The organism is Kitasatospora sp. NPDC089509, assembly GCF_044749365.1.
Classification (GTDB): Bacteria; Actinomycetota; Actinomycetes; order Streptomycetales; family Streptomycetaceae; genus Kitasatospora.
In genome coordinates, this window is the sequence record NZ_JBIVHS010000009.1 from 79,751 (window position 1) to 103,043 (window position 23,293).

The 23,293-nt window shown below is 72.7% G+C and carries 15 protein-coding genes; 8 read left to right on the top strand and 7 right to left on the bottom strand.

The window, feature by feature from the left end; all coding sequences use genetic code 11:
* Positions 1-123 precede the first annotated feature (123 nt).
* From ACIP4P_RS20685 to ACIP4P_RS20695, 3 genes are all read right to left on the bottom strand, one after another.
* Positions 124-3,858: a multifunctional oxoglutarate decarboxylase/oxoglutarate dehydrogenase thiamine pyrophosphate-binding subunit/dihydrolipoyllysine-residue succinyltransferase subunit gene (locus ACIP4P_RS20685; protein ID WP_350511955.1), complete on the bottom strand. Its 3,735-nt coding sequence runs from the start codon at positions 3,856-3,858 to the stop codon at positions 124-126.
* A 358-nt stretch (positions 3,859-4,216) separates the two neighbouring features.
* Positions 4,217-5,347 carry a sensor histidine kinase gene (locus ACIP4P_RS20690; protein ID WP_400920416.1) on the bottom strand — a complete coding sequence of 377 codons (1,131 nt, stop codon included), beginning with the start codon at positions 5,345-5,347 and terminating at the stop codon, positions 4,217-4,219.
* A gap of 79 nt (positions 5,348-5,426) precedes the next feature.
* Entirely contained in the window at positions 5,427-6,164 is a 738-nt protein-coding gene (locus ACIP4P_RS20695; RefSeq protein ID WP_094742879.1) for a response regulator transcription factor, read from the bottom strand.
* A gap of 563 nt (positions 6,165-6,727) precedes the next feature.
* Here ACIP4P_RS20695 and ACIP4P_RS20700 point away from each other — a divergent pair.
* The 4 genes from ACIP4P_RS20700 to ACIP4P_RS20715 all read left to right on the top strand — a co-directional run bounded on the left by ACIP4P_RS20700 (position 6,728) and on the right by ACIP4P_RS20715 (position 12,032).
* Positions 6,728-7,543: a rhomboid-like protein gene (locus ACIP4P_RS20700; protein WP_400920419.1), complete on the top strand. Its 816-nt coding sequence runs from the start codon at positions 6,728-6,730 to the stop codon at positions 7,541-7,543.
* 165 nt (positions 7,544-7,708) lie between these two features.
* The gene (lon, locus tag ACIP4P_RS20705) at positions 7,709-10,105 is read left to right on the top strand and encodes an endopeptidase La (protein ID WP_400920421.1); all 2,397 of its coding nucleotides are present in this window, start codon (positions 7,709-7,711) and stop codon (positions 10,103-10,105) included.
* 76 nt (positions 10,106-10,181) lie between these two features.
* The gene (locus ACIP4P_RS20710) at positions 10,182-10,736 is read left to right on the top strand and encodes a GtrA family protein (RefSeq protein WP_400920423.1); all 555 of its coding nucleotides are present in this window, start codon (positions 10,182-10,184) and stop codon (positions 10,734-10,736) included.
* A 54-nt stretch (positions 10,737-10,790) separates the two neighbouring features.
* Positions 10,791-12,032, top strand: a complete 1,242-nt coding sequence (locus ACIP4P_RS20715; protein ID WP_400920425.1) for an ROK family protein — start codon at positions 10,791-10,793, stop codon at positions 12,030-12,032.
* 73 nt (positions 12,033-12,105) lie between these two features.
* Here the strand turns inward: ACIP4P_RS20715 and ACIP4P_RS20720 are convergent, their stop codons facing one another.
* The gene (locus ACIP4P_RS20720; protein WP_350511961.1) at positions 12,106-13,155 is read right to left on the bottom strand and encodes an ABC transporter permease; all 1,050 of its coding nucleotides are present in this window, start codon (positions 13,153-13,155) and stop codon (positions 12,106-12,108) included.
* Between the two features lie 112 nt (positions 13,156-13,267).
* On the opposite strand from ACIP4P_RS20720, the gene ACIP4P_RS20725 reads away from it, so the two are divergent.
* Positions 13,268-13,717, top strand: a complete 450-nt coding sequence (locus ACIP4P_RS20725; protein WP_350511962.1) for a MarR family transcriptional regulator — start codon at positions 13,268-13,270, stop codon at positions 13,715-13,717.
* Positions 13,718-13,863: 146 nt separating this feature from the next.
* Positions 13,864-15,417: an MDR family MFS transporter gene (locus ACIP4P_RS20730; protein WP_350511963.1), complete on the top strand. Its 1,554-nt coding sequence runs from the start codon at positions 13,864-13,866 to the stop codon at positions 15,415-15,417.
* A 118-nt stretch (positions 15,418-15,535) separates the two neighbouring features.
* Here the strand turns inward: ACIP4P_RS20730 and ACIP4P_RS20735 are convergent, their stop codons facing one another.
* The gene (locus ACIP4P_RS20735; protein WP_400920428.1) at positions 15,536-15,790 is read right to left on the bottom strand and encodes a hypothetical protein; all 255 of its coding nucleotides are present in this window, start codon (positions 15,788-15,790) and stop codon (positions 15,536-15,538) included.
* 29 nt (positions 15,791-15,819) lie between these two features.
* The gene (locus tag ACIP4P_RS20740; RefSeq protein WP_350511964.1) at positions 15,820-17,004 is read right to left on the bottom strand and encodes an inorganic phosphate transporter; all 1,185 of its coding nucleotides are present in this window, start codon (positions 17,002-17,004) and stop codon (positions 15,820-15,822) included.
* Between the two features lie 382 nt (positions 17,005-17,386).
* Between ACIP4P_RS20740 and ACIP4P_RS20745 the strand changes: the two genes are divergently transcribed.
* The gene (locus tag ACIP4P_RS20745; RefSeq protein WP_400920431.1) at positions 17,387-18,949 is read left to right on the top strand and encodes an NlpC/P60 family protein; all 1,563 of its coding nucleotides are present in this window, start codon (positions 17,387-17,389) and stop codon (positions 18,947-18,949) included.
* Between the two features lie 65 nt (positions 18,950-19,014).
* Here ACIP4P_RS20745 and ACIP4P_RS20750 read toward each other — a convergent pair whose 3' ends face one another.
* Positions 19,015-21,300 carry an FdhF/YdeP family oxidoreductase gene (locus ACIP4P_RS20750; RefSeq protein WP_400920433.1) on the bottom strand — a complete coding sequence of 762 codons (2,286 nt, stop codon included), beginning with the start codon at positions 21,298-21,300 and terminating at the stop codon, positions 19,015-19,017.
* A gap of 140 nt (positions 21,301-21,440) precedes the next feature.
* Between ACIP4P_RS20750 and ACIP4P_RS20755 the strand changes: the two genes are divergently transcribed.
* Positions 21,441-23,288 carry a protein kinase gene (locus ACIP4P_RS20755; RefSeq protein WP_400920435.1) on the top strand — a complete coding sequence of 616 codons (1,848 nt, stop codon included), beginning with the start codon at positions 21,441-21,443 and terminating at the stop codon, positions 23,286-23,288.
* The last annotated feature ends 5 nt before the right edge of the window (positions 23,289-23,293 follow it).

The window sequence follows — 23,293 nt, forward strand, 5'->3', positions numbered from 1 at the left end:
GGCCGGAGCGGTACGGGGGCGGTACGGGGGCGGTACGGGGGCGACGGGAACGCCCGCGGCCTCCGTCCCCTCGGAAGGGGGCGGAGGCCGCGGGCGTCAGTGGTGCTGCGGGTCCTCGGCTCGTCAGAGCGAGAAGACCTCCTCGATCAGCGCCTGCTGCTCGGCGGCGTGCCGCTTGGCCGAGCCGACGGCCGGCGACGAGGCCGCGGTGCGGGCGACCCGGCGCAGACGGGCGTCGCCGCCGGTCCGGCCGATGACGACCTGCAGGTGGTCGACCAGGTTCATCGCGATGAACGGCCAGGCACCCTGGTTGGCCGGCTCCTCCTGCGCCCAGACGAACTGGACGTTGTCGCCGTAGCGGGCCAGCTCCTCCTGGAGCTCGGCCACCGGCAGCGGGTAGAGCCGCTCGACCCGGACGATCGCGGTGTCGGTGACGCCGCGCTCGGTGCGGGCCGCAGCCACGTCGTAGTAGAACTTGCCGGAGGTGATGACCACCTTGCGGACCTGCGCCGGGTCGACGGTGGTGTCGCCGATGACCGGGCGGAACGAGCCGGACAGGAACTCCTCGGTCGCACTCGCCGCGGCCTTCAGGCGCAGCATCGACTTCGGGGTGAAGACGACCAGCGGCTTGTGGTGCGGGTTGTGCGCCTGCCAGCGCAGCAGGTGGAAGTAGTTCGACGGCAGGGTCGGCGCCGCGACCGTCATGTTGTTCTGCGCGCACAGCTGGAGGAAGCGCTCCGGGCGGGCGGACGAGTGGTCCGGTCCCTGGCCCTCGTAGCCGTGCGGCAGCAGCAGGGTGACGCCGGAGTGCTGGCCCCACTTCTGCTCGGCGGAGGCGATGTACTCGTCCACCATGGTCTGCGCGCCGTTGACGAAGTCGCCGAACTGCGCCTCCCACATGACCAGCGCGTTCGGGCGGGTCAGCGAGTAGCCGTACTCGAAGCCCATGGCCGCGTACTCCGACAGCAGGCTGTCGTAGACGGTGTAGCGGGCCTGGTCCTCGGTGAGGTACTGCAGCGGGGTGTAGTCCTCGCCGGTCTTGCGGTCGATCAGGACGGCGTGCCGCTGGCCGAAGGTGCCGCGGCGGCTGTCCTGGCCGGCCAGGCGGACCGGGTGGCCCTCCATGAGCAGCGAGCCGATGGCGAGGGTCTCGCCCATCGCCCAGTCGATGGTGTTGTCCTCGACCGAGGCGGCGCGGCGCTGCAGCTGCGGCAGCAGGCGCGGGTGGACGGTCAGCCAGTCCGGGTGGTTGACCTGCGAGGCGGCGATCCGCTTGACCATCTCCTGGGAGATGCCGGTCTGGATGGAGACCGGGAAGTCGGCGACCGGCTTGCCGGCGGTGGCGTCGGCCGGCGCCTGGGCCGCGTCGCGGACCTCGGCGAAGACCTTCTCCAGCTGGCCCTGGAAGTCCTGGAGCGCCTGCTCCGCCTCTTCCATGGTGATGTCGCCGCGACCGATCAGGCCCTCGGTGTACAGCTTGCGCACCGAGCGCTTCTTGTCGATCAGGTCGTACATCAGCGGCTGGGTGAACGACGGGTTGTCGGCCTCGTTGTGACCGCGGCGGCGGTAGCAGATGAGGTCGATCACGACGTCCTTGTGGAACGCCTGGCGGAACTCGAAGGCGAGCCGCGCGACGCGGACCACGGCCTCCGGGTCGTCGCCGTTCACGTGGAAGATCGGGGCCTCGATCATCCGGGCCACGTCGGTGCAGTACATCGAGGAGCGCGAGGACGCCGGGGCGGCGGTGAAGCCGACCTGGTTGTTCACCACGATGTGCACGGTGCCGCCGGTGCGGTAGCCGCGCAGCTGCGACATGTTCAGGGTCTCCGCGACGACGCCCTGGCCGGCGAAGGCCGCGTCGCCGTGGATCTGGATCGGCAGCACCGGGAAGGTGGTGCCGCCCTGGTCCAGGATGTCCTGCTTGGCGCGGGCGATGCCCTCGACGACCGGGTCGACCGTCTCCAGGTGGGAGGGGTTCGCGGCGAGCGAGACCTTGATGGTCTCGCCGTCCAGGCCGGTGAAGGTGCCCTCGGAGCCGAGGTGGTACTTGACGTCGCCGGAGCCGTGCATCGACTTCGGGTCGAGGTTGCCCTCGAACTCGCCGAAGATCTTGCCGTACGGCTTGCCGACGATGTTGGCCAGCACGTTCAGGCGGCCGCGGTGGGCCATGCCGATGACGGCCTCGTCCAGGCGCTGCTCGGCGGCGGAGTCGATGGTCGCGTCCAGCAGGGCGATCAGCGACTCACCGCCCTCCAGCGAGAAGCGCTTCTGGCCGACGTACTTGGTCTGCAGGAAGGTCTCGAAGGCCTCGGCCGAGTTCAGCCGGCGCAGGATCCGCAGCTGCTCCTCGCGCTCGGGCTTCGCGTACGGCTTCTCCAGGCGCTCCTGCAGCCACTTGCGCTGCTTCGGGTCCTGGATGTGCATGTACTCGATGCCGACGGTGCGGCAGTACGTGTTGCGCAGCAGGCCGAGGATGTCGCGGAGCTTCATCATCTTCTGGCCGCCGAAGCCGCCGACCGCGAACTCGCGCTCCAGGTCCCACAGGGTGAGGCCGTGGGTGGTGACGTCCAGGTCGGGGTGCTTGCGCTGCTTGTACTCCAGCGGGTCGGTGTCGGCCATGAGGTGGCCGCGGACCCGGTAGGAGTGGATCAGCTCCATGACGCGCGCGGTCTTGTTGACCTCGTCGTCGTGGGTGGTGGCGACGTCGGTGGCCCAGCGGACCGGCTCGTACGGGATCCGCAGCGACTCGAAGATCTCGTCGTAGAAGCCGTTCTCGCCGAGCAGCAGGCGGTGGATCTCGCGCAGGAACTCGCCGGACGCCGCGCCCTGGATGACGCGGTGGTCGTAGGTCGAGGTCAGCGTCATGATCTTGGAGACGCCCAGCCGGGACAGGGTCTCCGGGGCGGAGCCCTGGAACTCGGCCGGGTACTCCATGGCGCCGACGCCGACGATGGTGCCCTGGTTCTGCATCAGGCGCGGCACGGAGTGCACGGTGCCGATGCCGCCGGGGTTGGTCAGCGAGACCGTGACGCCGGTGAAGTCGTCCATGGTCAGCTTGTTGGCGCGGGCCCGGCGGACGATGTCCTCGTAGGCCTGCCAGAAGCCGAAGAAGTCGAGGGTCTCGGCCTTCTTGATGGCCGCGACGACGAGCTGGCGGTCGCCGTTCGGCTTGACCAGGTCGATCGCCAGGCCGAGGTTGACGTGCTCCGGCTTGACCAGGAAGGCCTTGCCGTCCTCCACCTTGTAGCTGTGGTTCATGCCCGGGGAGGCCTTGATGGCCTGGACCAGGGCGTAACCGATCAGGTGGGTGAAGGAGACCTTGCCACCGCGGGCGCGCTGCAGGTGGTTGTTGATGACGATGCGGTTGTCGATCAACAGCTTCGCCGGGACGGCGCGGACCGAGGTCGCGGTCGGCACCTCCAGCGAGGCGTCCATGTTGGTGGCGACGGCCTTGGCCGGGCCGCGCAGCTGGACCAGCTCGGGGCCGGCCGCGGCGGTGGCGGCGGGCGCGACCGGGGCGGCGGCCTTGGGGGCCGGCGGCGCGGCGGGCGCGGCGGCCAGCGGGGCGGCGGCGGCCGGGGCCGGAGCAGCCGGGGCCGGAGCGGCGGGTGCGGCCGGCGCAGCAGCAGCGGGCGCGGGGGCAGCGGCAGGGGTCGGCGTGGGGCCGGCCTGGGTCGCGGCCTGGGTCACTGGGGTCACCTCGGTACCGGGCTTGTAGTCGGCGAAAAAGTCCCACCAGGCTCGGTCGACCGAGTTCGGGTCCTGGAGGTACTGCTGGTAGATCTCATCGACGAGCCACTCATTTGGACCAAAGCCAGTGGAGCTTGCCGAGCTGGGGGTTTCAGGTTGTGGCGACACGGCGGCAACCGCCCTCTTCCGCTTCCTTTTGGGATGTTTGGACAGCGGGGATTAAGGCTACGCCCCTGACCAGTGATCGCGCAGTCCCCGGGCCCCAGGCGTCGCCCAGATCACAGTCCTGACCTGCAATTTGGCTGAAAAAGTGCGTTAGAAAGCCGTATCTGAGGGGAAGCGACCGGGGCCGATCGCCCACCAAAGTGGGGCGAAAGCGGACAAACAGGGATAAGGATCCGCAGACGATCTTCGTGTGCGGCTGTGTCGGATCTGTGACAAATGTCCCGTCCGCTCAGGACCGCCAGTCAGGTCCGTCCGCTCGGGTCCGCCCGGAGCCCGCTCAAGCCCACCCGGGACCGTCCGCTCAGGCGTGCCCGGGCAGCCGGACCTCGATCCGGCAGCCGCGCGGCGACTCCGCCACCGCGATCCGCCCGCCGTGCAGGTCCACCGCCCAGCGGGCGATCGCCAGGCCCAGACCGGTGCCGCCGTCCGCGCCGGGGCCGGTGGCGGTCGCGGTGCCGCTGCGGCTGAAGCGCTCGAAGACCCGGCCGCGGTCCGCGAGCGGGATGCCCGGGCCCTCGTCCTGGACCTCCAGCAGCAGGCCGCCGTCGTCCCCCTCGGGCCGGGCGCGCACCGTCACGGTGCCGCCGGGCGGCGAGTGCTTGCAGGCGTTGTCGACCAGGTTGGCGACCACCTGGTGGAGGCGTTCCGGGTCCGCCACGGCGGTCAGTCCGGTCGGGCTGACCTCCAGGGCCAGCCGGACGTCGCCGCGCCGGGAGAAGGCCCCGCCGGCCGTCGCGCCGTCCACGGTGACCCCGCGCAGCACGCCGTCCAGGAACTCCCGCACCTCGAAGGGTCTGGCGTCCAGGTCGACCACGCCGTCGTCGATCTTGGAGAGGTCCAGCAGGTGGGTGACCAGGCGGCCGAGCCGCTCGGTCTGCTCCAGTGCGGCCCCCAGCGTCGCCGGATTGGGCTGCACCACGCCGTCCACCACGTTCTCCAGCACGGCCCGCAGCGCGGCGATCGGCGTGCGCAGTTCGTGCGAGACGTTGGCGACCAGCTCACGGCGGTGCTGGTCGGCGGCCTGGAGGTCGGCGGCCATCGCGTTGAAGGCGGCCGCCAGCTCGCCGATCTCGTCGCGCGAACTCACCTCGACCCGGCGGCTGTAGTCGCCGGAGGCCATCGCGCGGGCGGCGGCCGTCATCTCGCGCAGCGGGGCGGTCAGCCCGTGCGCGAGGAACTGCATGAACAGCAGCGAGGCGATCATGGAGAAGACCATGATGATCCGGATCTGGGTCTCGGATCGGATCGCCACGACCACCATCCCGGTGGCCAGGAACACGGAGACGATCACCAACAGGGCGAGCTTGCCCTTGATCGAGCGGACCGGGTCGAGCGGACGGATGTCGGCCCAGACCCGGCTGGCCGCTCGGGCGGCCAGTGTCTGCGGGCGCGCGCCGTCGGCGTCCCCGTTGCGTTGCTGTGGAAAGGTCATTGGTCCCTGTGATCCCCGCGCGGTCTGCACGGCGGTGCCGGACACGGGCCCCCCGGTGGCCCGTCGCCCGGAGCCCCCGTCAGGAGAGCGGGGCCTCCAGCGCGTATCCGACGCCGTGCACGGTGCGGATCCAGCTGGCGCCGATCTTGCGGCGCAGCGCCTTCACGTGGCTGTCCACGGTCCGGGTGCCGGACGCGTCGGTCCAGTCCCAGACCTCGGCCAGCAGCTGCTCGCGGGTGAGCACCGCGCGCGGCTGGGCGGCCAGGCAGGCCAGCAGGTCGAACTCGGTCGGCGTCAGGTGGACGTCGCCCGAGGCCAGTCGGACCCGGCGCTGCACGTGGTCGATCTCCAGCTCGCCGAAGCGCAGGCTGCCGAGCGCGGGCGTCCGGGCGGCCTGCTGGGCACGCTCGACCCGGCGCAGCAGCACGTTGACCCGGGCGGCCAGTTCGCGCATCGAGAACGGCTTGGTCATGTAGTCGTCGGCACCGACGCCGAGGCCGACCAGCAGGTCCGTCTCGTCGTCGCGGGCGGTCAGCATCAGTACCGGCACCGGGCGTTGGGCCTGGATCCGGCGGCACACCTCCAACCCGTCGAAGCCGGGCAGCATGATGTCCAGGACCACCAGGTCCGGCTGCCAGGTGTGGAAGCCGTCCACCGCGCCGGGGCCGTCGTGGGCCACGGCGACCTTGAACCCCTCGGCGCCCAGTCGGGCCGCGATCGACTCCGCGATCGTGGGCTCGTCCTCCACCACCAGCACTCTGCGCTGGCTGCTCACCGTGCCACCGGTGTTGGGGTTGTCCTGCTGAATTTCTGTCACGGTCACGCCACCGCCCCCAGGGCTGCGGGCCGGCCACCTGTGGGGATGGCGGGGCTCCGCTCGTAGTCTTGTTCCGTCGTGGACTGTGCCGGGTCCGCCGTCCCGTTCGTACGCCCGGGAGCCGCGGCACGGATGGTCTTCCGTCCACTTCTCCCACGCACTCCGCAGCGTACGGACAGCGGATGCCTCCCGGCAGGCGGACCGGACGTTTCCGGCCCGTGGGCCGGCTGTCCGGCCGCCCTCGGGCCCACCGCACGAGTGGGCACGGGCCGATACCTTACCCGGCGAATTTTCTCTGCGTAACGGTACGTATGCAGTTCAGTTGACGCCAAGTCGCCGGTCAGAGGCCCTACTGAGGCGTTAATCGACAGAAGGTCTGGACCAATGCCGGGAATCCGACCGTTCTCCGCGTCGACGGTCTTCACCGGCTTTTCTCAGGTGCCTCTCAGAACCTCGACGTACCGTGGCGGCGACGGCGCCCCGCAGGGCGGAAACCGGCCTTCGCGTCGGTACGTTGGGCACCTTCCGGCACTGGTGGCTGCGGGGGTGGAGCGGAGGTCGGCATGGCGGGACTGCGGCAGGACACCGACCGGCGCGCGGCCGTGGGGTCGCCGTACGGAATGCTCCGCGGGGGGTTGCGCACCGGCGTCGTCGAATGGCTGCTGGAACGCGTTCCGACGCCCCGGCGCACTCCCTTCACCCTCGGATATCTGGCCGTGGTCGGGATCACCGCGACCTTCGCCAGGCTCGCCGACCCGGAACTCGTCCAGCACCTCCAGGAGGCCTCCAGCTCGGACGGCCACAACCTGCTGCTGCACCCGCTGCGGGTCCTGGTGCTCAGCGGGTTCTGGGTGGCCGGGGGATCGTGGACGCCCTACCTGTGGGGGTTCGCCGTCACCCTGGCGCCGTTGGAGCGCCGGGTCGGCTCCGCCCGGGCGGCCGCGGTCTTCGCGGCCGGGCACGTGGTGGCCACCCTGCTCTCCCAGGGCGTGGTGATCGCCGCGGTGCGGCTCGGGCGGATGGCGCCGGAGGCGATGGACCGCCTGGACATCGGGGTCAGCTACGGGGTGTTCGCCTGCCTGGGCGCGGTGATCGCGTCGCTCCCGCTGCGCTGGCGGGTGCCGGCGCTGGCCGGTGCCGCACTGATGATCGCCCAGCAGATCGCCTCCCAGAAGGACCTGGTCACGGCCATCGGGCATCCGGCCGCGCTGCTCACCGGGGTGGCGCTGTGGCGCTGGGTGCGGTGGGTCGAGCGGGGACCGTCCCGGCCGCGGCTCCGGCTGCCGCGGCTCCCGCTGGTCGGCGCCGGTCCCGTCCGGGCCGCCGTCCGGACCCCCGCCGTGGTGCGGGCCGGTACCCGGCCGTCCACCGTGCGCTGACGCCCGGGGTCTCTTGGGCCGTTCTTTCCCTGTTCTTTTGACGGGGCTTCCCTCCGGCCGTTCCGGTGACGGCGTGTTCGCTCGCAGCGAACACGGGTCGGGGAACATCCGACGCTCGTGAAGCCTTAGTCAGGTCGACTCAAGTTCACTGACCGGGGAGAGATCATGGCATCGACGTCCACACCGCTCACCCTGCCCGTGCTGCCGCTCGACGACGAGGTCGTTCTGCCGGGCATGGTCGTCCCGCTGGACCTGAAGGACACCGAGGTGCGGGCCGCGGTCGAGGCCGCCCGCGCGGCGGCCACCGGCTCCGGCAAGCCGCAGGTCCTGCTGGTCCCGCGGGTGGACGGCTCGTACGCGGCGGCCGGCACGCTGGCCACCGTGGAGCAGGTCGGCCGGCTGGCCGACGGAGACCCGGCGGCCCTGGTGCGCGCCGTGCGCCGGGTCCGGATCGGGGTCGGCACCACCGGCCCCGGCGCCGCCCTCTGGGTGGAGACCACGCCCTTCGAGGAGTCCTCGGTCGGCACCCCGGTGGCCGGCCGGGCCGCCGAGCTGGTCAGGGAGTACAAGGCGCTGTCCACCCAGTGGCTGCGCAAGCGCGGCGCCTGGCAGATCGTCGACCGGGTCGCCCAGATCGAGGGCGTCGGCGAGCTCGCCGACAACATCGGCTACGCCCCCTTCGTCACCGCCGAGCAGAAGCTCAAGGTGCTGCTGGAGGCCGACCAGGTCGCCCGCCTGGAGTACGCGCTCACCCTGCTGCGCGACCACCTCGCCGAGGAGGAGGTCAACGACACCATCCGCAAGGACGTCGAGGAGGGCGTGGCCAAGCAGCAGAAGGAGTTCCTGCTCCGCCGCCAGCTGGAGGCCGTCCGCAAGGAGCTCGCCGAGCTGAACGGCGACCCGGCCGACGAGGAGGGCGACTACCGCGCCCGGGTCGAGGCCGCCGACCTGCCGGAGCAGGTCCGCGAGGCCGCGCTCAAGGAGGTCGACAAGCTGGAGCGGTCCTCGGACCAGTCGCCCGAGGGCTCCTGGATCCGCACCTGGCTGGACACCGTCCTGGAGCTGCCCTGGAACGAGCGCACCGAGGACGCGTACGACATCGCCGGCGCCCGCGCCGTGCTCGACGCCGACCACGCCGGCCTCGGCGACGTCAAGGACCGGATCGTCGAGTACCTGGCCGTCCGCAAGCGCCGCGCCGACCAGGGGCTCGGCCTGATCGGCGGGCGACGGGGAGGAGCGGTGCTGGCCCTGGTCGGTCCGCCCGGGGTCGGCAAGACCTCGCTCGGCGAGTCGGTGGCCCGCGCCATGGGCCGCAAGTTCGTCCGGGTCGCGCTCGGCGGCGTCCGGGACGAGGCGGAGATCCGCGGCCACCGGCGCACCTACGTCGGCGCGCTGCCCGGCCGGCTGGTGAGGGCGATCAAGGAGGCCGGCTCGATGAACCCGGTCGTCCTGCTCGACGAGATCGACAAGGTCGGCTCCGACTACCGGGGCGACCCGGCCGCCGCCCTGCTGGAGGTGCTGGACCCGGCCCAGAACCACACTTTCCGGGACCACTACCTGGAGGTCGAGCTCGACCTCTCCGACGTCGTCTTCCTCGCCACCGCCAACGTGCTGGAGGCCATCCCCGAGCCGCTGCTCGACCGGATGGAGCTGGTCCGCCTGGACGGCTACACCGAGGACGAGAAGGTCGTCATCGCCCGCGACCACCTCCTCCCGCGCCAGCTGGAGCGGGCCGGCCTGGGCGACGGACAGGTCGGCGTCGACGAGGCGGCCCTGCGCAGGCTGGCCGGGGAGTACACCCGGGAGGCGGGCGTGCGCACCCTGGAGCGCTCGATCGCCCGGGTGCTGCGCAAGATCGCCGCCCAGGCCGAACTCGGCGAGCGCGAACTGCCCGTCACGGTCGGCGCCGCGGACCTGCGCGCCCTGATCGGCCGGCCGCACCACGTGCCGGAGTCCGCCCAGGAGCCCGCCGAGCGGCGCACCGCCGTCCCCGGCGTGGCCACCGGGCTCGCGGTCACCGGCGCCGGCGGCGACGTCCTCTACATCGAGGCCTCGCTGGCCGACGCCGAGACCGGCGGCACCGGGCTGACCCTGACCGGGCAGCTGGGCGACGTGATGAAGGAGTCCGCGCACATCGCGCTCTCCTACCTGCGCTCGCGCGGCGCCGAGCTGGAGCTGCCGGTCACCTCGCTGCGCGACCGCGGCGTGCACCTGCACATCCCGGCCGGGGCCATCCCCAAGGACGGGCCCAGCGCCGGCATCACCATGACCACGGCACTGGCCTCGCTGCTCTCCGGCCGCAAGGTGCGCACCGACCTGGCGATGACGGGCGAGGTCTCGCTGACCGGGCGGGTGCTGCCGATCGGCGGGGTGAAGCAGAAGCTGCTCGCCGCCGACCGGGCCGGGGTCACCACGGTGATCATCCCCAAGCGCAACGAGGCCGACCTGGACGACGTCCCGGCCGAGGTGCTGGAGCGGCTCACCGTCCACCCGGTGTCGGACGTGCGGGAGGTGCTCCGGCTGGCCCTGGAGCCGGCCGGGGTGCTGGTCGCCGCCGCGTAGCGCGCCCGGGGCGCCGGGCCTCCGGGTCCGGCGCTCTCCACGGGCCGACGGCGGCTCCGCGTGCCAGACTGCGGAGATGCCGTCCCCCACGCAGCGCGCCCTGGCCCGGGTGCCCGCGCGGCTGCGACCGGCACTGCTGCGGCACCGCCGACTGGTGAAGTACCTGCTGGTCGGCAGCGGCTGCTTCGCGCTCACCACGGTGCTCGACTTCGAGCTCAAGTTCACCGTCCTGACGCACCAGCCGGTGGCGGCCCTGACGGTGGCGACGGTGATCGCCACCGTCGTCTCCTATGTGCTCAACCGCCGCTGGGCCTTCCGGACGGACGGGCGGCGGCCCGAGGCCCTGCTGTTCTTCCTGGTCAGCGCGGTGGCGATCGGCGTCAACGTGATCCCGCTGGCACTCTCCCGGTACCTCCTCGACCTGCGCGAGCCCTACGTCACCCCGTTCCAGCAGGAGGTCGCGGACTTCCTCAGCGGGATGGTCGTCGGCACCTTCGTCGCCATGCTGTTCCGCTTCTGGGCGATGCAGCGCTGGGTCTTCACCAGCGCCGCGGCCCGGACGCACCAGGGGCGGGCCCCCGACCCGGAACCCGGTTACGCTGCACCCGAGATGCCACGGGATGTGCCGTGAGTCCGTGAGGTGCACCGGACCCGTGAGCCGCTCCGAGACCGTGAGGTGAGAGTTATGCGCGGGGAGCCGGACGGCGTCCGGACCGGGCCCGCCAGCCAGCAGGGGATGCGCCGGGCCAACCTGGCCCTGGTGCTCGGGGTGATCGCGCGCGGCCCCCGCTCGCGCGCCGACGTGGCCGCCGCGACCGGGCTCACCCGGGCCGCGGTCTCCTCGCTCGCCGAGCAGCTGATCTCGGCCGGCCTGGTCGTCGAGGAGGGCCCGGCCGCGCCCAGCGGGAAGGTCGGCCGCCCGGGCACCGCGCTCGGGCTCAACCCGCTCGGGCCGGGCGGGCTCGGTGCCGAGATCGGCGTCCGGCACCTCGGCGTCTGCGTGGTCGACCTGCGCGGGGAGGTGCGCGCCTGGCGGCGCCAGGAGAGCGCCAACCGCGGCCGGGAACCCGCCGCGGTGATGGCCGACCTCGCCCGGCTGGTGCGCGCGGCCGTCGCCGAGTCGGGCCTGCGCCCGGCCGGGCTGACCCTCGCGGTGCCCGGGCTGGTCGGCGCCGGCGGACTGCTCCAGCGGGCCGCCAACCTCGGCTGGCAGGGCGTGCCGCTGACCGCCGAACTGCGCCCCGCGCTGCGCCTGCTCGGGGACGGTCCGGCGGGGGAGGGCCCGGTCGGGGACGGCCTGGCCGAGCTGCCGGTCGAGGTGGACAACGAGGCCAACCTCGGCGGACTCGCCGAACGCTGGCTGGGCGAGGGCCCGGAGGACTTCCTGTACGTCTCCGCCGAGGCCGGGGTCGGCGCGGCCGTGGTGGTCGGCGGCCGCCTGCTGCGCGGTGCGCGCGGCTACGCGGGCGAGCTCGGCCACGTCCCGGTCCATCCGGAGGGGCCGCGCTGCGCCTGCGGGGCGCACGGCTGCCTGGAGCAGTACGCGGGCGAGACGGCGGTGCTGCGGGCGGCCGGGCTGGCGGGGGTGCGCGGCGACTGGGTGACGCTGCTCGCCGATCGCGCCGGTGCCGGGGACGAGCCGGCCCGGGCGGCACTGGCCGGGGCCGGCGGGGCGCTCGGCATCGCCGCCGCCGGGGCGGTCAACCTGCTGGACCCGGCCGAGGTGGTGCTGGGCGGCGGCTACGCGCGGCTGGCGCCCTGGCTGCTGCCGGCCATGCGGCGGGAGCTGGCCGCCCGGGTGACGGTGCGGCCGTGGGCGGAGGACCGGCTGACGGTCTCCCGGCTGGGGCGGCGCGGGCCGCTGCTGGGCGCGGCGGTGGGTGTGGTGCGGGCCATCGTCGCCGATCCGGGCTCGCTCACGCCCTGAAACCCGAGGCCCGGAACGCGCGGGAGCCCCCGGCCGGTGCGGCCGGGGGCTCCCGCGACGGGTGCGCGGTGGATCAGGCCTCGGCCGGGGCCTCGGCGACGATCTCGCGGCCGCCGGAGCGCGGGCCGCGCAGCACGGCCAGGTAGGCGATGCCGATGCCGATCAGCGCCCAGACCACCAGGACCAGGATCGGCATGCCCAGGTTGGTGGAGTCGAAGTAGGCGATCGACTTGGTGGCACTGGTGCCGGCGCCGTTCGGGATCAGCGAGCCGATCGCCCGCCAGAACGGCGGCATCATCGGTGCCGGGTAGACGCCGCCGGCGCTCGGGTTGCCGAGCACCACGAAGATCAGCACCGCGACACCGATGCCGATGATGTCGAACAGGCACTGCAGCGCCATCGTGAAGGCGCCGACCGTGAACACCACCAGGGCACCGATGCCGGTCAGGGCCGCCACCGAGCCGGGCAGCGCGTCCAGCACCGGTCCGGCGATGATCGTGCCGCCGAGGCCGGCCACCACCGAGTACAGCGCCAGGGCGCCGAGGCGGATCAGCAGGCGGTGGGCGTTGGCCGGCTTGGAGCCGGCGCTGATGCCGAGGATCGAGGCGACCAGGTAGCCGCCGACGCACCAGCCGATGACCAGGTAGAAGGCGGAGAGGCCGTTGGTGTCGCCCTTGGCCAGCGGCACGACGTCCTGGACCGTGACGGTGCGGCCCTGGGCCTTGTCCAGCGCGGTGGTGATGGTCTCGGCGGCCTTGGCGGCGGAGGTGCCGCGGGCGCCGCCGACCAGCAGGGTGTCCTCGGTGCCGGTGGGGTTCACCACCAGCGCGGCGTAGATCTTCTGATCCTTGATCTGCTGGGTCGCGGTCTCGGCGTCCGGCGCGGTGACGGGCTTGACCGCCTCGTTCGGGACCTGCTCCAGCGCCCCGACCAGCTTGGGCGTGACCTGCGGCGGGGCGACCACCGCGATCGACAGCTTGTGCGGCGCCGGGTGGTGCAGCGCCCCGACGTACGAAGTGATGAAGCCGAGCTGCAGCAGCAGCACGCCGAGCACGAGCAGTGCCGCACGCGGCGTGACCGCGCCCTTCAGTTCAGCGACGAAACCCTGCCCCGGGGCGGCCATCCACATCTCCTTGCGTATCGGCGGAAATCGGATACTTAATACCATGAACTAGTTGGGTTGTCCCATCTCCCGCGCCGCTTCTCGGCCACTGCCACTGGGCGATACTGACGCGGTGACGGACGAGGAAGCCCTGGTGGCGGTGGAGCGCGAGGTCGGACTGATGTTCCGGCGGGGGCGCGCGAGAGTGGCGGAACTCTCACGCCGGGTGCACCCCGAGTTGGAGGGCACGGCGTACAGCATGCTCGGCTACATCGAGCAGGCCGGGCGGGTGCGGGTGACGGACGTCGGGGTGCACTTCGCGGTCGGCAAGGCCACCGTGAGCCGGCAGATCCGGGCGCTGGAGGAGCTCGGGCTGGTCGCCCGGGAGGCGGATCCGCTGGACCGCCGGGCGGCGCTGGTCTCGCTCACCGAGGACGGGCGACGGCGCTACGAGGCCGCCCGGGATGTCCGGATGCGGCGGGTGCGCGAGGTGATGGGCGGGTGGTCGCGCGAGGACGTGGACCGCTTCGCCGAGCTGCTGCACCGGTTCAACGAGGTGATGGGGGAACCGTCGGAGGAGTGAGTCGCAGGTCGGGCCCGCGGGCTTTACTGGAACTTGAAGAAAGTTGCCTAAGTCAACCATCCAGGTCTATGGTTGCTTAAGGCAACGAATTTTCATGTGTGCGCATCCCCTGCCCCGTACTCCGCCCGCCTCGCCGAAGGACCCAGATGACCGCGACCACCCAGGCCTCGACCGGCGCCGCAGCCGCCGTCGACGACCGACCGATGACCCACCGGCAGGTGATGGAGGCCCTGTCGGGTCTGCTGCTCGGCCTGTTCGTGGCCGTGCTCTCCTCGACCATCGTCTCCAACGCCCTGCCGCACATCCTCACCGACCTGCACGGCGGCCAGTCCGCCTACACCTGGGTGATCACCGCGGCCCTGCTCACCATGACCGCGGCCACCCCGATCTGGGGCAAGCTCTCCGACCTGGTCAGCAAGAAGCTGCTGCTGCAGATAGCCCTGCTGATCTACGTCGGGACCTCCGCGCTGGCCGGACTCTCGCAGAACACCGGTGAGCTGATCGCCTGCCGCGCCCTCCAGGGCATCGCGGCCGGCGGTGTGGTCGCGCTCGGCCAGATCTGCCTGGCCGCGATGGTCCCGCCGCGCGAGCGCGGCCGGTACAGCGGCTACTTCGGCGCGGTCTTCGCGCTCGCCACCATCGGCGGCCCGCTGATCGGCGGCGTCATCGTGGACACCTCCTGGCTCGGCTGGCGCTGGTGCTTCTACGTCGGCATCCCGTTCGCGCTGCTCGCGATCGTGGTGGTGCAGCGCACCCTCAAGCTGCCGGTGGTCAAGCGCAAGGTGAAGATCGACTACCTGGGTGCGGTGGTCATCACCGGTGCGGTCAGCCTGCTGATGATCTGGATCACGCTGGCCGGCACCAACTACCCGTGGCTGGGCTGGCAGACCGCGGTGATGGTCGGCGGCGGCCTGCTGCTCGGCGCGCTGGCCGTCGTGGTCGAGCGCCGCGCCGCCGAGCCGATCATCCCGCCGGACCTGTTCAGGTACCGCACCGTCACCCTGGCCGCGATCGCCAGCGTGCTGGTCGGCGTCGGGATGTACGGCGCGACCACCTTCCTCAGCCAGTACTTCCAGCTGGCCAAGGACAAGTCCCCGACGACGGCCGGTCTGATGACCCTGCCGATGATCCTCGGCCTGGCGGTCTCCTCCGCGGTGGCCGGCCGGCTGATCACCAAGTACGGCAAGTGGAAGGCCTACCTGGTCACCGGTACCGCGCTGCTCGCGATCGGCTTCGCGCTGCTCGGCACCGCCCGGGTCGACACCAGCTACGGGCTGCTCTCCCTCTACATGGCGATCACCGGCGTCGGCCTCGGCCTGACCAGCCAGAACCTGGTGCTCGCGGTGCAGAACACGGTGCCCCGCAACGAGCTCGGCGCGGCCAGCTCGGTGGTCACCTTCTTCCGCACCATGGGCGGCGCGATGGGCGTCTCCGCGCTGGGCGCGCTGATGTCCAACAAGGTCGGCCACTACCTGGCCGAGAACCTCGCCGCGGCGCACATCCCGGCCGGGGCGGCGGCCTCCGGCGGCGGCATCCCGGACCTGTCGAAGCTGCCCGCCCCGATCCTGCCGCTGGTGACCGACGCCTTCGGCCACGGCGTGGGCACCGTCTTCCTGTGGGCCGCGCCGTTCGCCGCGCTGGCGTTCGTCACCGTGCTGTTCATCCGGGAGACCGCGCTGCGGACCACCCAGGAGGGCTGACCGGGCGTCGGGGACACGCGCGACGGGCCGGGGAGTGCGGAAGCACTCCCCGGCCCGTTCGGCGTTTCCGGCGGTCCCTGGGCCCTGGCCCGGGCGAGGACCGCCGGAAGGATCACGGCTACGGCGCGGCGATCAGCACCAGGCCGTAGACCACGGCGGCCGCGCAGACCGCGAAGCAGGCGTAGGCGCCGACCAGCAGGGCCGGCTTGCCGCCGCCGGCCGTACCGGTGCCGGCCTCGCCGGTGCCCGCCGCGGCCTCGCGGCGGGACAGCGCCAGGATGCCGAGGGCGAAGACGGCGACCACGGCGACGGTGACGCCGAAGCTGATGCCGGCGGTCTGGGCCAGCGCGTTCCACTTGATGTGCAGGGACATGGGGAGTGCTCCTCGGTCTGCGGCGGCGGTCAGGCCGCGACGGTGGTCGAGGCGGGAGTGGGGGAGGCGTTGGCCGGGGTGGTCGGGGTGACCTCGACCGGGGTGACCTCGGGGACGTCGTTGACGTTGTCCGCGCCCACCGGCTGACGGCGGGAGATCATCCACATCGCGGCCGAACCGGCCACCAGCACGGCGCCGACCAGGACGACGCCCCAGGTGCCCTGGCGGGCCAGGACGGCGGCGCCGCCGGAGACCAGGCCGGCGGCCGGCAGGGTCAGGCCCCAGGTGTAGACCATGCGGCGGACCAGGCTCCAGCGCAGCTCCGGCTTCGGGCCGCCGAGGCCGGCGCCCATGATGCCGCCGGTGCAGACCTGGGTGGTGGAGAGGCCGAAGCCCATGTGCGAGGAGGTCAGGATGACGGTGGAGACGGCCGACTCGGAGGCGAAGCCCTGCAGCGGCTTGATGTCCGCCAGGCCCTTGCCCATCGAGCGGATGATCCGCCAGCCGCCCATGTAGGTGCCGAGCGCGATCGCGCCGCCGGCCGAGACGATCACCCAGGTGGGGGGCAGCGCGCCGTGCGGCAGGGCACCGACCGAGACCAGGGTCAGGGTGATGATGCCCATCGTCTTCTGGGCGTCGTTGGTGCCGTGGGCGAGCGAGATCAGCGAGGAGGAGAAGATCTGGCCGGTCTTGAAGCCCTTGTCGGTGGCCGCGGAGTTGCCCTTGCGGGTGATCGCGTAGGCCAGCTTGGTGGCGCCCCAGGAGGCGAGGCCGGCGACGATCGGGGAGGCGACCGCCGGGATGATGATCTTGGAGATCACGGTGTCGAAGTTGACGCCGTTCATGCCGACGCCGACGATCGTGGCGCCGATCAGGCCGCCGTACAGGGCGTGCGAGGAGCTGGACGGCAGGCCGCGCAGCCAGGTCAGCAGGTTCCAGAGGATCGCGCCGGCCAGGGCGGCGAAGATCACCTCGGGGTGGATGCCGGCCTTCTCGTTGACGATGCCGCCCGAGATGGTGGTGGCGACCTTCACGGACAGGAACGCGCCCGCGAAGTTCAGCAGGGCCGCGATGGTGACCGCGACCTTCGGACGAAGGGCTCCGGTCGCGATCGCGGTGGCGGACGCGTTCGCGGTGTCGTGGAAGCCGTTGGTGAAGTCGAAGGCGAGCGCCGTGATGATCACAACGGCCACCAGGAACGAGATGTGTTCCATACCCAAACAATCGTCGTAGTTGTCGCACTGACAGTTGCTGACGTCGCGACCGTAGGTCTGTCTGGTGAACGGAAGGTGAACTGAGCCGGGAATCGTGGTTCCGATGGTGGCCCGGCGATGGCTGGAAGCTTTCGGAGGGGTGACATGGGCCGCGTTGAGCTGGACATTAGCGGAGAACGCCCCGGTTCGCCCCCGTTTGCTGAGAGCTGTCTCACAGGTCGCCCAGAGATCAACGGATCATCTACAGATCAATCGAGAATTAACCTCTCGGTCCGCGTGCGCTCTGTTTCCGCCGAGTAACCCGTGGGAGGATCTGCGGGATCGTCCGGGGGGAGCCCCGGTCGGCGTCACCGGGGCAGGGCAAGGCGGGGAGGACCAATCCATGGGCGGGGCTGCACAGCGCACGGAAACGTCGGGCGTACGCCCCTGGGTGCGGGCGGCCCTGCGGTGCGGAGCCGTCCTCGCGGCGGCCGCGCTCGCCCTGCCGCTGGCCACCCAGGCCGCCTACGCCGCACCCGACCCGGGCACCGGCGTGGCCGTCTCCCCCGGGGGCGACCCGCTCGCCGAGGCCAAGGCCACCCTCGGGCCGCTGCTCGACCAGCTGCACGGGCTCTACCAGAGCGCCGAGCTCGCGACCGAGCAGTACAACGGCTCGGTCGCCAAGGTCAACGAGCAGCAGACCGCGCTCACCGACCTCCAGGGCAAGCTCGACCACCAGCAGAAGCAGGTCGACGCCGGGACGGATATCGCCTCCCAGCTCGCCGCCGCCCAGTACCGCAACGGCGCCGCCTCCGCCTACGCCGAACTGCTGCTCTCCAAGGACCCGTACGAGGCGGTCACCATCGCCGAACTGCTGGCCACGGCCAGCCGCTCGCAGTCCGAGTTCCTGGACAAGCTCAAGGCCGACCGGGAAGCCCTCGACGGACTGAAGAAGCAGACCGAGGACGCCCTCAAGGCCTCGCAGGCGCTGGTCGCCCAGCAGGACGCCGCCAAGGCCAAGGTCACGGCCGACCTCGCCGGCGTCGAGCAGCTGGTCTCCTCGCTCACCGGCGCGCAGCGCACCGAGCTGGAGCAGCTGGAGAAGGCCAAGGCCGACGAGGCCCAGCTCGCCTTCCTCGCCTCCGGAGCCCTCGGCAAGGGCGAGCGCACCCCCTCGCTGGCCGGTCGCGGCGCCGTCGCCTTCGCCCTGGCCCAGCTCGGCAAGCCGTACCTGTGGGGCGGCACCGGGCCGGACTCCTACGACTGCTCCGGCCTCACCTCGCAGGCCTGGCTGCACGCCGGCAAGCCGATCCCGCGCACCAGCCAGGAGCAGTGGGCGCAGCTCCAGCACGTGCCGCTGAACCAGCTGCGGCCCGGCGACCTCGTCGTCTACTTCCAGGACGCCTCGCACATCGCGATGTACATCGGCGGCGGACTGGTCGTCCAGGCGCCGCGGCCGGGCGCCTTCATCAAGGTGTCGCCGATCGGCTCGATGCCGATCCTCGGGGCCGTCCGGCCCGACCCGGACGGCACGGCGGACGACGCCGGCGGCGCCTGGAAGGTGCCGGACCTGCCGAAGGGCTGGGACTCCGTCACCCCGATCGCGCCCAGCCCGGCGCCGTCCAACCCCGCGCCGTCGACCCCGGCGCCCGGCGGCACCCCGGCGACGCCCGCCCCGGGCGGGACGCCGTCCACCGGCACGCCCACCCCGACCGACCCGGGCACGCCGACCGAGCCGACCACGCCGTCCACCGGTACGCCGACCCAGACGCCGACGGGCACCCCGACCGGGACTCCCACCGGGACTCCGACCGGTACGCCCACCCAGACGCCGACGCAGACCCCGACCGGCACCGGCACGCCGACCGGCACCGGTACCGGCACCCCGGGTGCCACCGGCTCCTCCGGTGCCTCCGCGCCGGGCAGCCCCACCGCGACGCTGCCGCTGGGCGGCCTGCTGCACTGAGCCGACCCGAGGAGGCCGCCCGACGTCCGGTGACGTGGGGCGGCCTCCCGGCTGTCCGGGCGGGGTCAGGCGGTCGGCGCGCTGTCGGGTTCGAAGCGGATGACGACGGCCTTGGAGGTGGGCGTGTTGCTGATGTCCGCCGTGGAGTCGAGCGGGACCAGGACGTTGGTCTCCGGGTAGTACGCCGCCGCGCCGCCGCGGGCGACCGGGTAGTGGACGACCCGGAAGTGCGGGGCGCGGCGTTCGCTGCCGTCCGTCCACTCGCTGACCAGGTCGACGTAGCGGCCCTCGGCGAGGTCGAGGTCGGCGGCGTCGGCGGGGTTCACCAGCACCACCCGGCGGCCGCCCTTGATGCCGCGGTAGCGGTCGTCGAGGCCGTAGATCGTGGTGTTGTACTGGTCGTGCGAGCGCAGGGTCTGCAGCAGCAGCCGGCCCGGCGGGACCTCGGGGGCGGTCAGCGGGTTGACCGTGAAGTTGGCCCGGCCGGTGGCGGTGGGGAAGGTGCGGGTGTCGCGCGGACCGTGCGGGAGGGTGAAGCCGCCGGGGCGGCGGACCTTCTCGTTGAAGTCCTCGAAGCCCGGCACCACCCGGGCGATCCGGTCGCGCAGGGTGTCGTAGTCGGTCGCGAAGTCCTCCCACGGCACGGTGTCCCGCGGGCCGAGGACGGCGCGGGCGAGCCGGCAGACGATCGCGGTCTCGGAGAGCAGGCCGGGGGCGGGCGGGCGCAGTCCGCCGCGGGAGGAGTGCACCTGCCCCATCGAGTCCTCGACGCTGACGAACTGGGCGCCGGCGCCGGTGACGTCCCGGTCGGTGCGGCCGAGGGTGGGCAGGATCAGGGCGCGGGCACCGGTGACCACGTGCGAGCGGTTGAGCTTGGTGGAGACGTGGACGGTCAGCCGGCAGCGCCGCATCGCGGCCTCGGTGACCTCGGTGTCCGGGGTGGCCGCGACGAAGTTGCCGCCCATCGCGAAGAAGACCCGGACCCTGCCGTCGCGCATCGCGCGGATGGTGTCCACCGAGTCGAGGCCGTGCTCGCGCGGCGGCTCGAAGCCGAACTCGTTCTCCAGCGCGTCGAGGAAGGCCTTGGCGGGGCGCTCGAAGATCCCCATCGTCCGGTCGCCCTGGACGTTGCTGTGCCCGCGGACCGGGCAGACCCCGGCGCCGGTGCGGCCGACGTTGCCGCGCAGCAGCAGGAAGTTGACCACCTCGCGGATGGTCGGCACCGCGTGCTTGTGCTGGGTGAGGCCCATCGCCCAGCAGACGATGATCTTCTTCGAGGCCAGCACCCGCCGGCCGAGCTCCTCGATCTGCTCCCAGGGCAGACCGGTCGCCGCGAGCACCTCGGCGCGCTCGGTCTGCAGCACCTGCGCCTCGAACTCCTCGTAGCCGTGGCAGTGTTCGGCGACGAAGTCGCGGTCGACGCCGTCCTGCTCCACGATCATCCGGTTGAGCGCGCGGAACAGCGCGAGGTCCCCGCCGAGCCGGATCTGCAGGAAGAGGTCGGTCAGCTTGGTGCCGTGGCCGACCAGGCCGCGGGCGTGCTGGGGGTTCTTGAACCGCTCCAGGCCCGCCTCCGGCAGCGGGTTGACGCTGACGATCGTCGCCCCGGCCCGCTTGGCGCGCTCCAGCGCGGAGAGCATCCGGGGGTGGTTGGTGCCCGGGTTCTGGCCGGCCACGATGATCAGGTCGGCCTGGTAGAGGTCCTTGAGGCCGACGCTGCCCTTGCCGACGCCGAGCGTCTCGCCGAGCGCCGAACCGGACGACTCGTGGCACATGTTGGAGCAGTCCGGCAGGTTGTTGGTGCCGAGCCGGCGGGCGAACAGCTGGTACGCGAAGGCGGCCTCGTTGCTGGTGCGGCCGGAGGTGTAGAAGGCGGCGCCGTCCGGGGTGTCCAGGGCCCGCAGCTCCTCGGCGATCAGCGCGAAGGCGTCGTCCCAGGAGACCGGCCGGTAGTGGGTGGCACCCTCGTCGAGCAGCATCGGCTGGGTGAGCCGGCCCTGCTGGCCCAGCCAGTAGCCGGAGCGCTCGGCCAGGTCGGCGACCGGGTGGGCGGCGAAGAACTCGGCCCGGATCCGGCGCTCGGTGGCCTCCTCGGCGACGGCCTTGGCACCGTTCTCGCAGAACTCGGCGGTGTGGGTCTTGTCCGGCTCCGGCCAGGCGCAGCCGGGGCAGTCGAAGCCGTTCGGCTGGTTGACCTTGAGCAGGGTGGCGAGGGTGCGGCGGGCGCCCATCTGCTCGGCCGCCATCCGCAGGCTGTGGCCGACGGCGGGCAGGCCGGCGGCCGCGTGCTGGGGCGCGGACACCTCGGGGGCGTCCTGCACCGGGTCGCTCTGCGGGGCCTGCTTGGCCATGACTGCGCTCCTCGGGCTCTGCTGCTGGCGGGCCGCCGCACCGTCGCGGGGCTCCCCGTCCATCCTTCCACCTGGGCCGGTGGCGGGGGAGGGCCGTCGGTAGAGTCGATCCGTACGCAGCCGATCAGGGGGAGGGGTACGTGCGCGTCGGTGACGTCCTCGACGACCGGTACGAGCTCCGGGAGAAGCTCGGTCAGGGCGGGTTCGGGGTGGTGTGGCGGGCCCAGGACACCCGGGTGCGGCGGCCGGTGGCGGTCAAGGTCATCCGGCACGACGACGGCGACCGGGCGAAGGCCGCGCTGCGGTTCGCCCGGGAGGCGTCGGCGGCGGGCAACCTGTCGCACCCGCACATCGTCACCGTGCACGACCTCGGGCACGCCGAGGCGGACGGTGAGCAACTCACCTACCTGGTGATGGAGCTGCTCACCGGCCCCACCCTGACCCAGGTGATCCGGGACGGCCGCCCGGAGCCGCAGCAGGGCCTGCGCTGGGCGCGGCAGATCTGCGAGGCGCTGTCGGCGGCGCACGACGCGGGCATGGTGCACCGGGACATCAAGCCCGACAACGTGATGATCGGCGAGGACGGCCTGGCCAAGGTGCTGGACTTCGGTATCGCCCAACTGGACGTCGGCGCCAGCGGGTTGACCACCACCGGGACGGTGATCGGCAGCCCGCCGTACATGGCGCCGGAGCGCTGGACCGGCGGCCGGGTGGACGGGCGGGCCGACCTGTACGCGCTGGGCTGCGTGCTGGTCGAACTCTTCACCGGCAAGCGGCCGTTCAACGGGGACTCGACGCCCGTGCTGATGTACCAGCACCTCGACGCGCCACCCCCGGAGGTGGATCCGGAGAAGTACCGGCTTCCCCGCCAACTGCCGTCCCTGCTCGCCCAGTTGCTGGCCAAGGATCCGGCCGACCGGCCGGCCGACGCCCGGACGGTCGCCCAGCGGCTCGCCGACCTGGCGGACGGTCGGGAACTGCCTCCGGCGGAGCTCCCCGTGGCGTCCCCCGCGGTCCGGACCGTGAAGGACCGGGTGCCGCCGGCGCCGCCCGTCCAGCCGGTCCGGCGGCGCGCCCAGGCCCGGGAGCCCCGGGAGCCGAAGCTGCGCCCGGTGGGCCGACCCGCGCTGCTGTACCCCCAACCGGTGCCACGGGCCGCCGGGGCCGGGCGGCCCGTCCAGCCGCCGGTGCCGGTCGAGGACGCGGCGGCCACCCGGACCCGGCTGGCGCAGACCGTACGGGCGGCGCGGGACGAGCGGCCCGCACCGGCCGCGCACCGGTTGCGGCCGGTGCTGGAAGCCGCCGTGCGGTCGCTCGGCGGAACCGATCCGGAGGTGGTCGCCGCCCGGCGGGACTTCGCCGGGTACCTCGGGAGGTCCGGCCGACCGGTCGAGGGCTTCCGGCAGCTGGACGGCCTGATCGAGGACCTGACCTCGGCGCTCGGGCCGCTCGATCCGCTCGTCCTGGAGGTGCGGTACGAGCTGACCGTACTGGTCCGGGAGAGCGGCCAGCCGGTCACCGCGATCCGCCTGCTGACCGCGTTGCTGCCGGCGCTGAGGTCGGTCCGGGGGCCGCGCGGCCCGCTCGTCCTCCGGGCCGGGACCGACCTCGCGGCCTGCGAGGCCCGGCGGGGCGACTACCCGGGTGCGGCGGCCCGGCTGGAGGAGCTGTTGCCCCAGCTGGTCACGGCCTTCGGCTCGACCGACCGGCGCTGCATGCGGGCCCGGGCCGACCTGGCGGAGTACCGGAAGCGGGCCGGGGTCCTCCGCGCGCCGGGCCGGATCGCCCGGGCCTGGCGGGTGCGGATCGACCGTGACCAGGTGCTGCGGCTGGTCGGGTGGATCCGGAAGGCCGGCGGGGAGCCCGTCCCGGAGCTGGTCCGCGAGCTGGAGCGCGGGACGGGCGTCCGGGGCGCCGGGGAACGGGTGGCCGCCGCGCCGGACTTCGTCACGGACGAGGACCTGGTGGTGGAGATCTTCGGGTCCTGACCGCC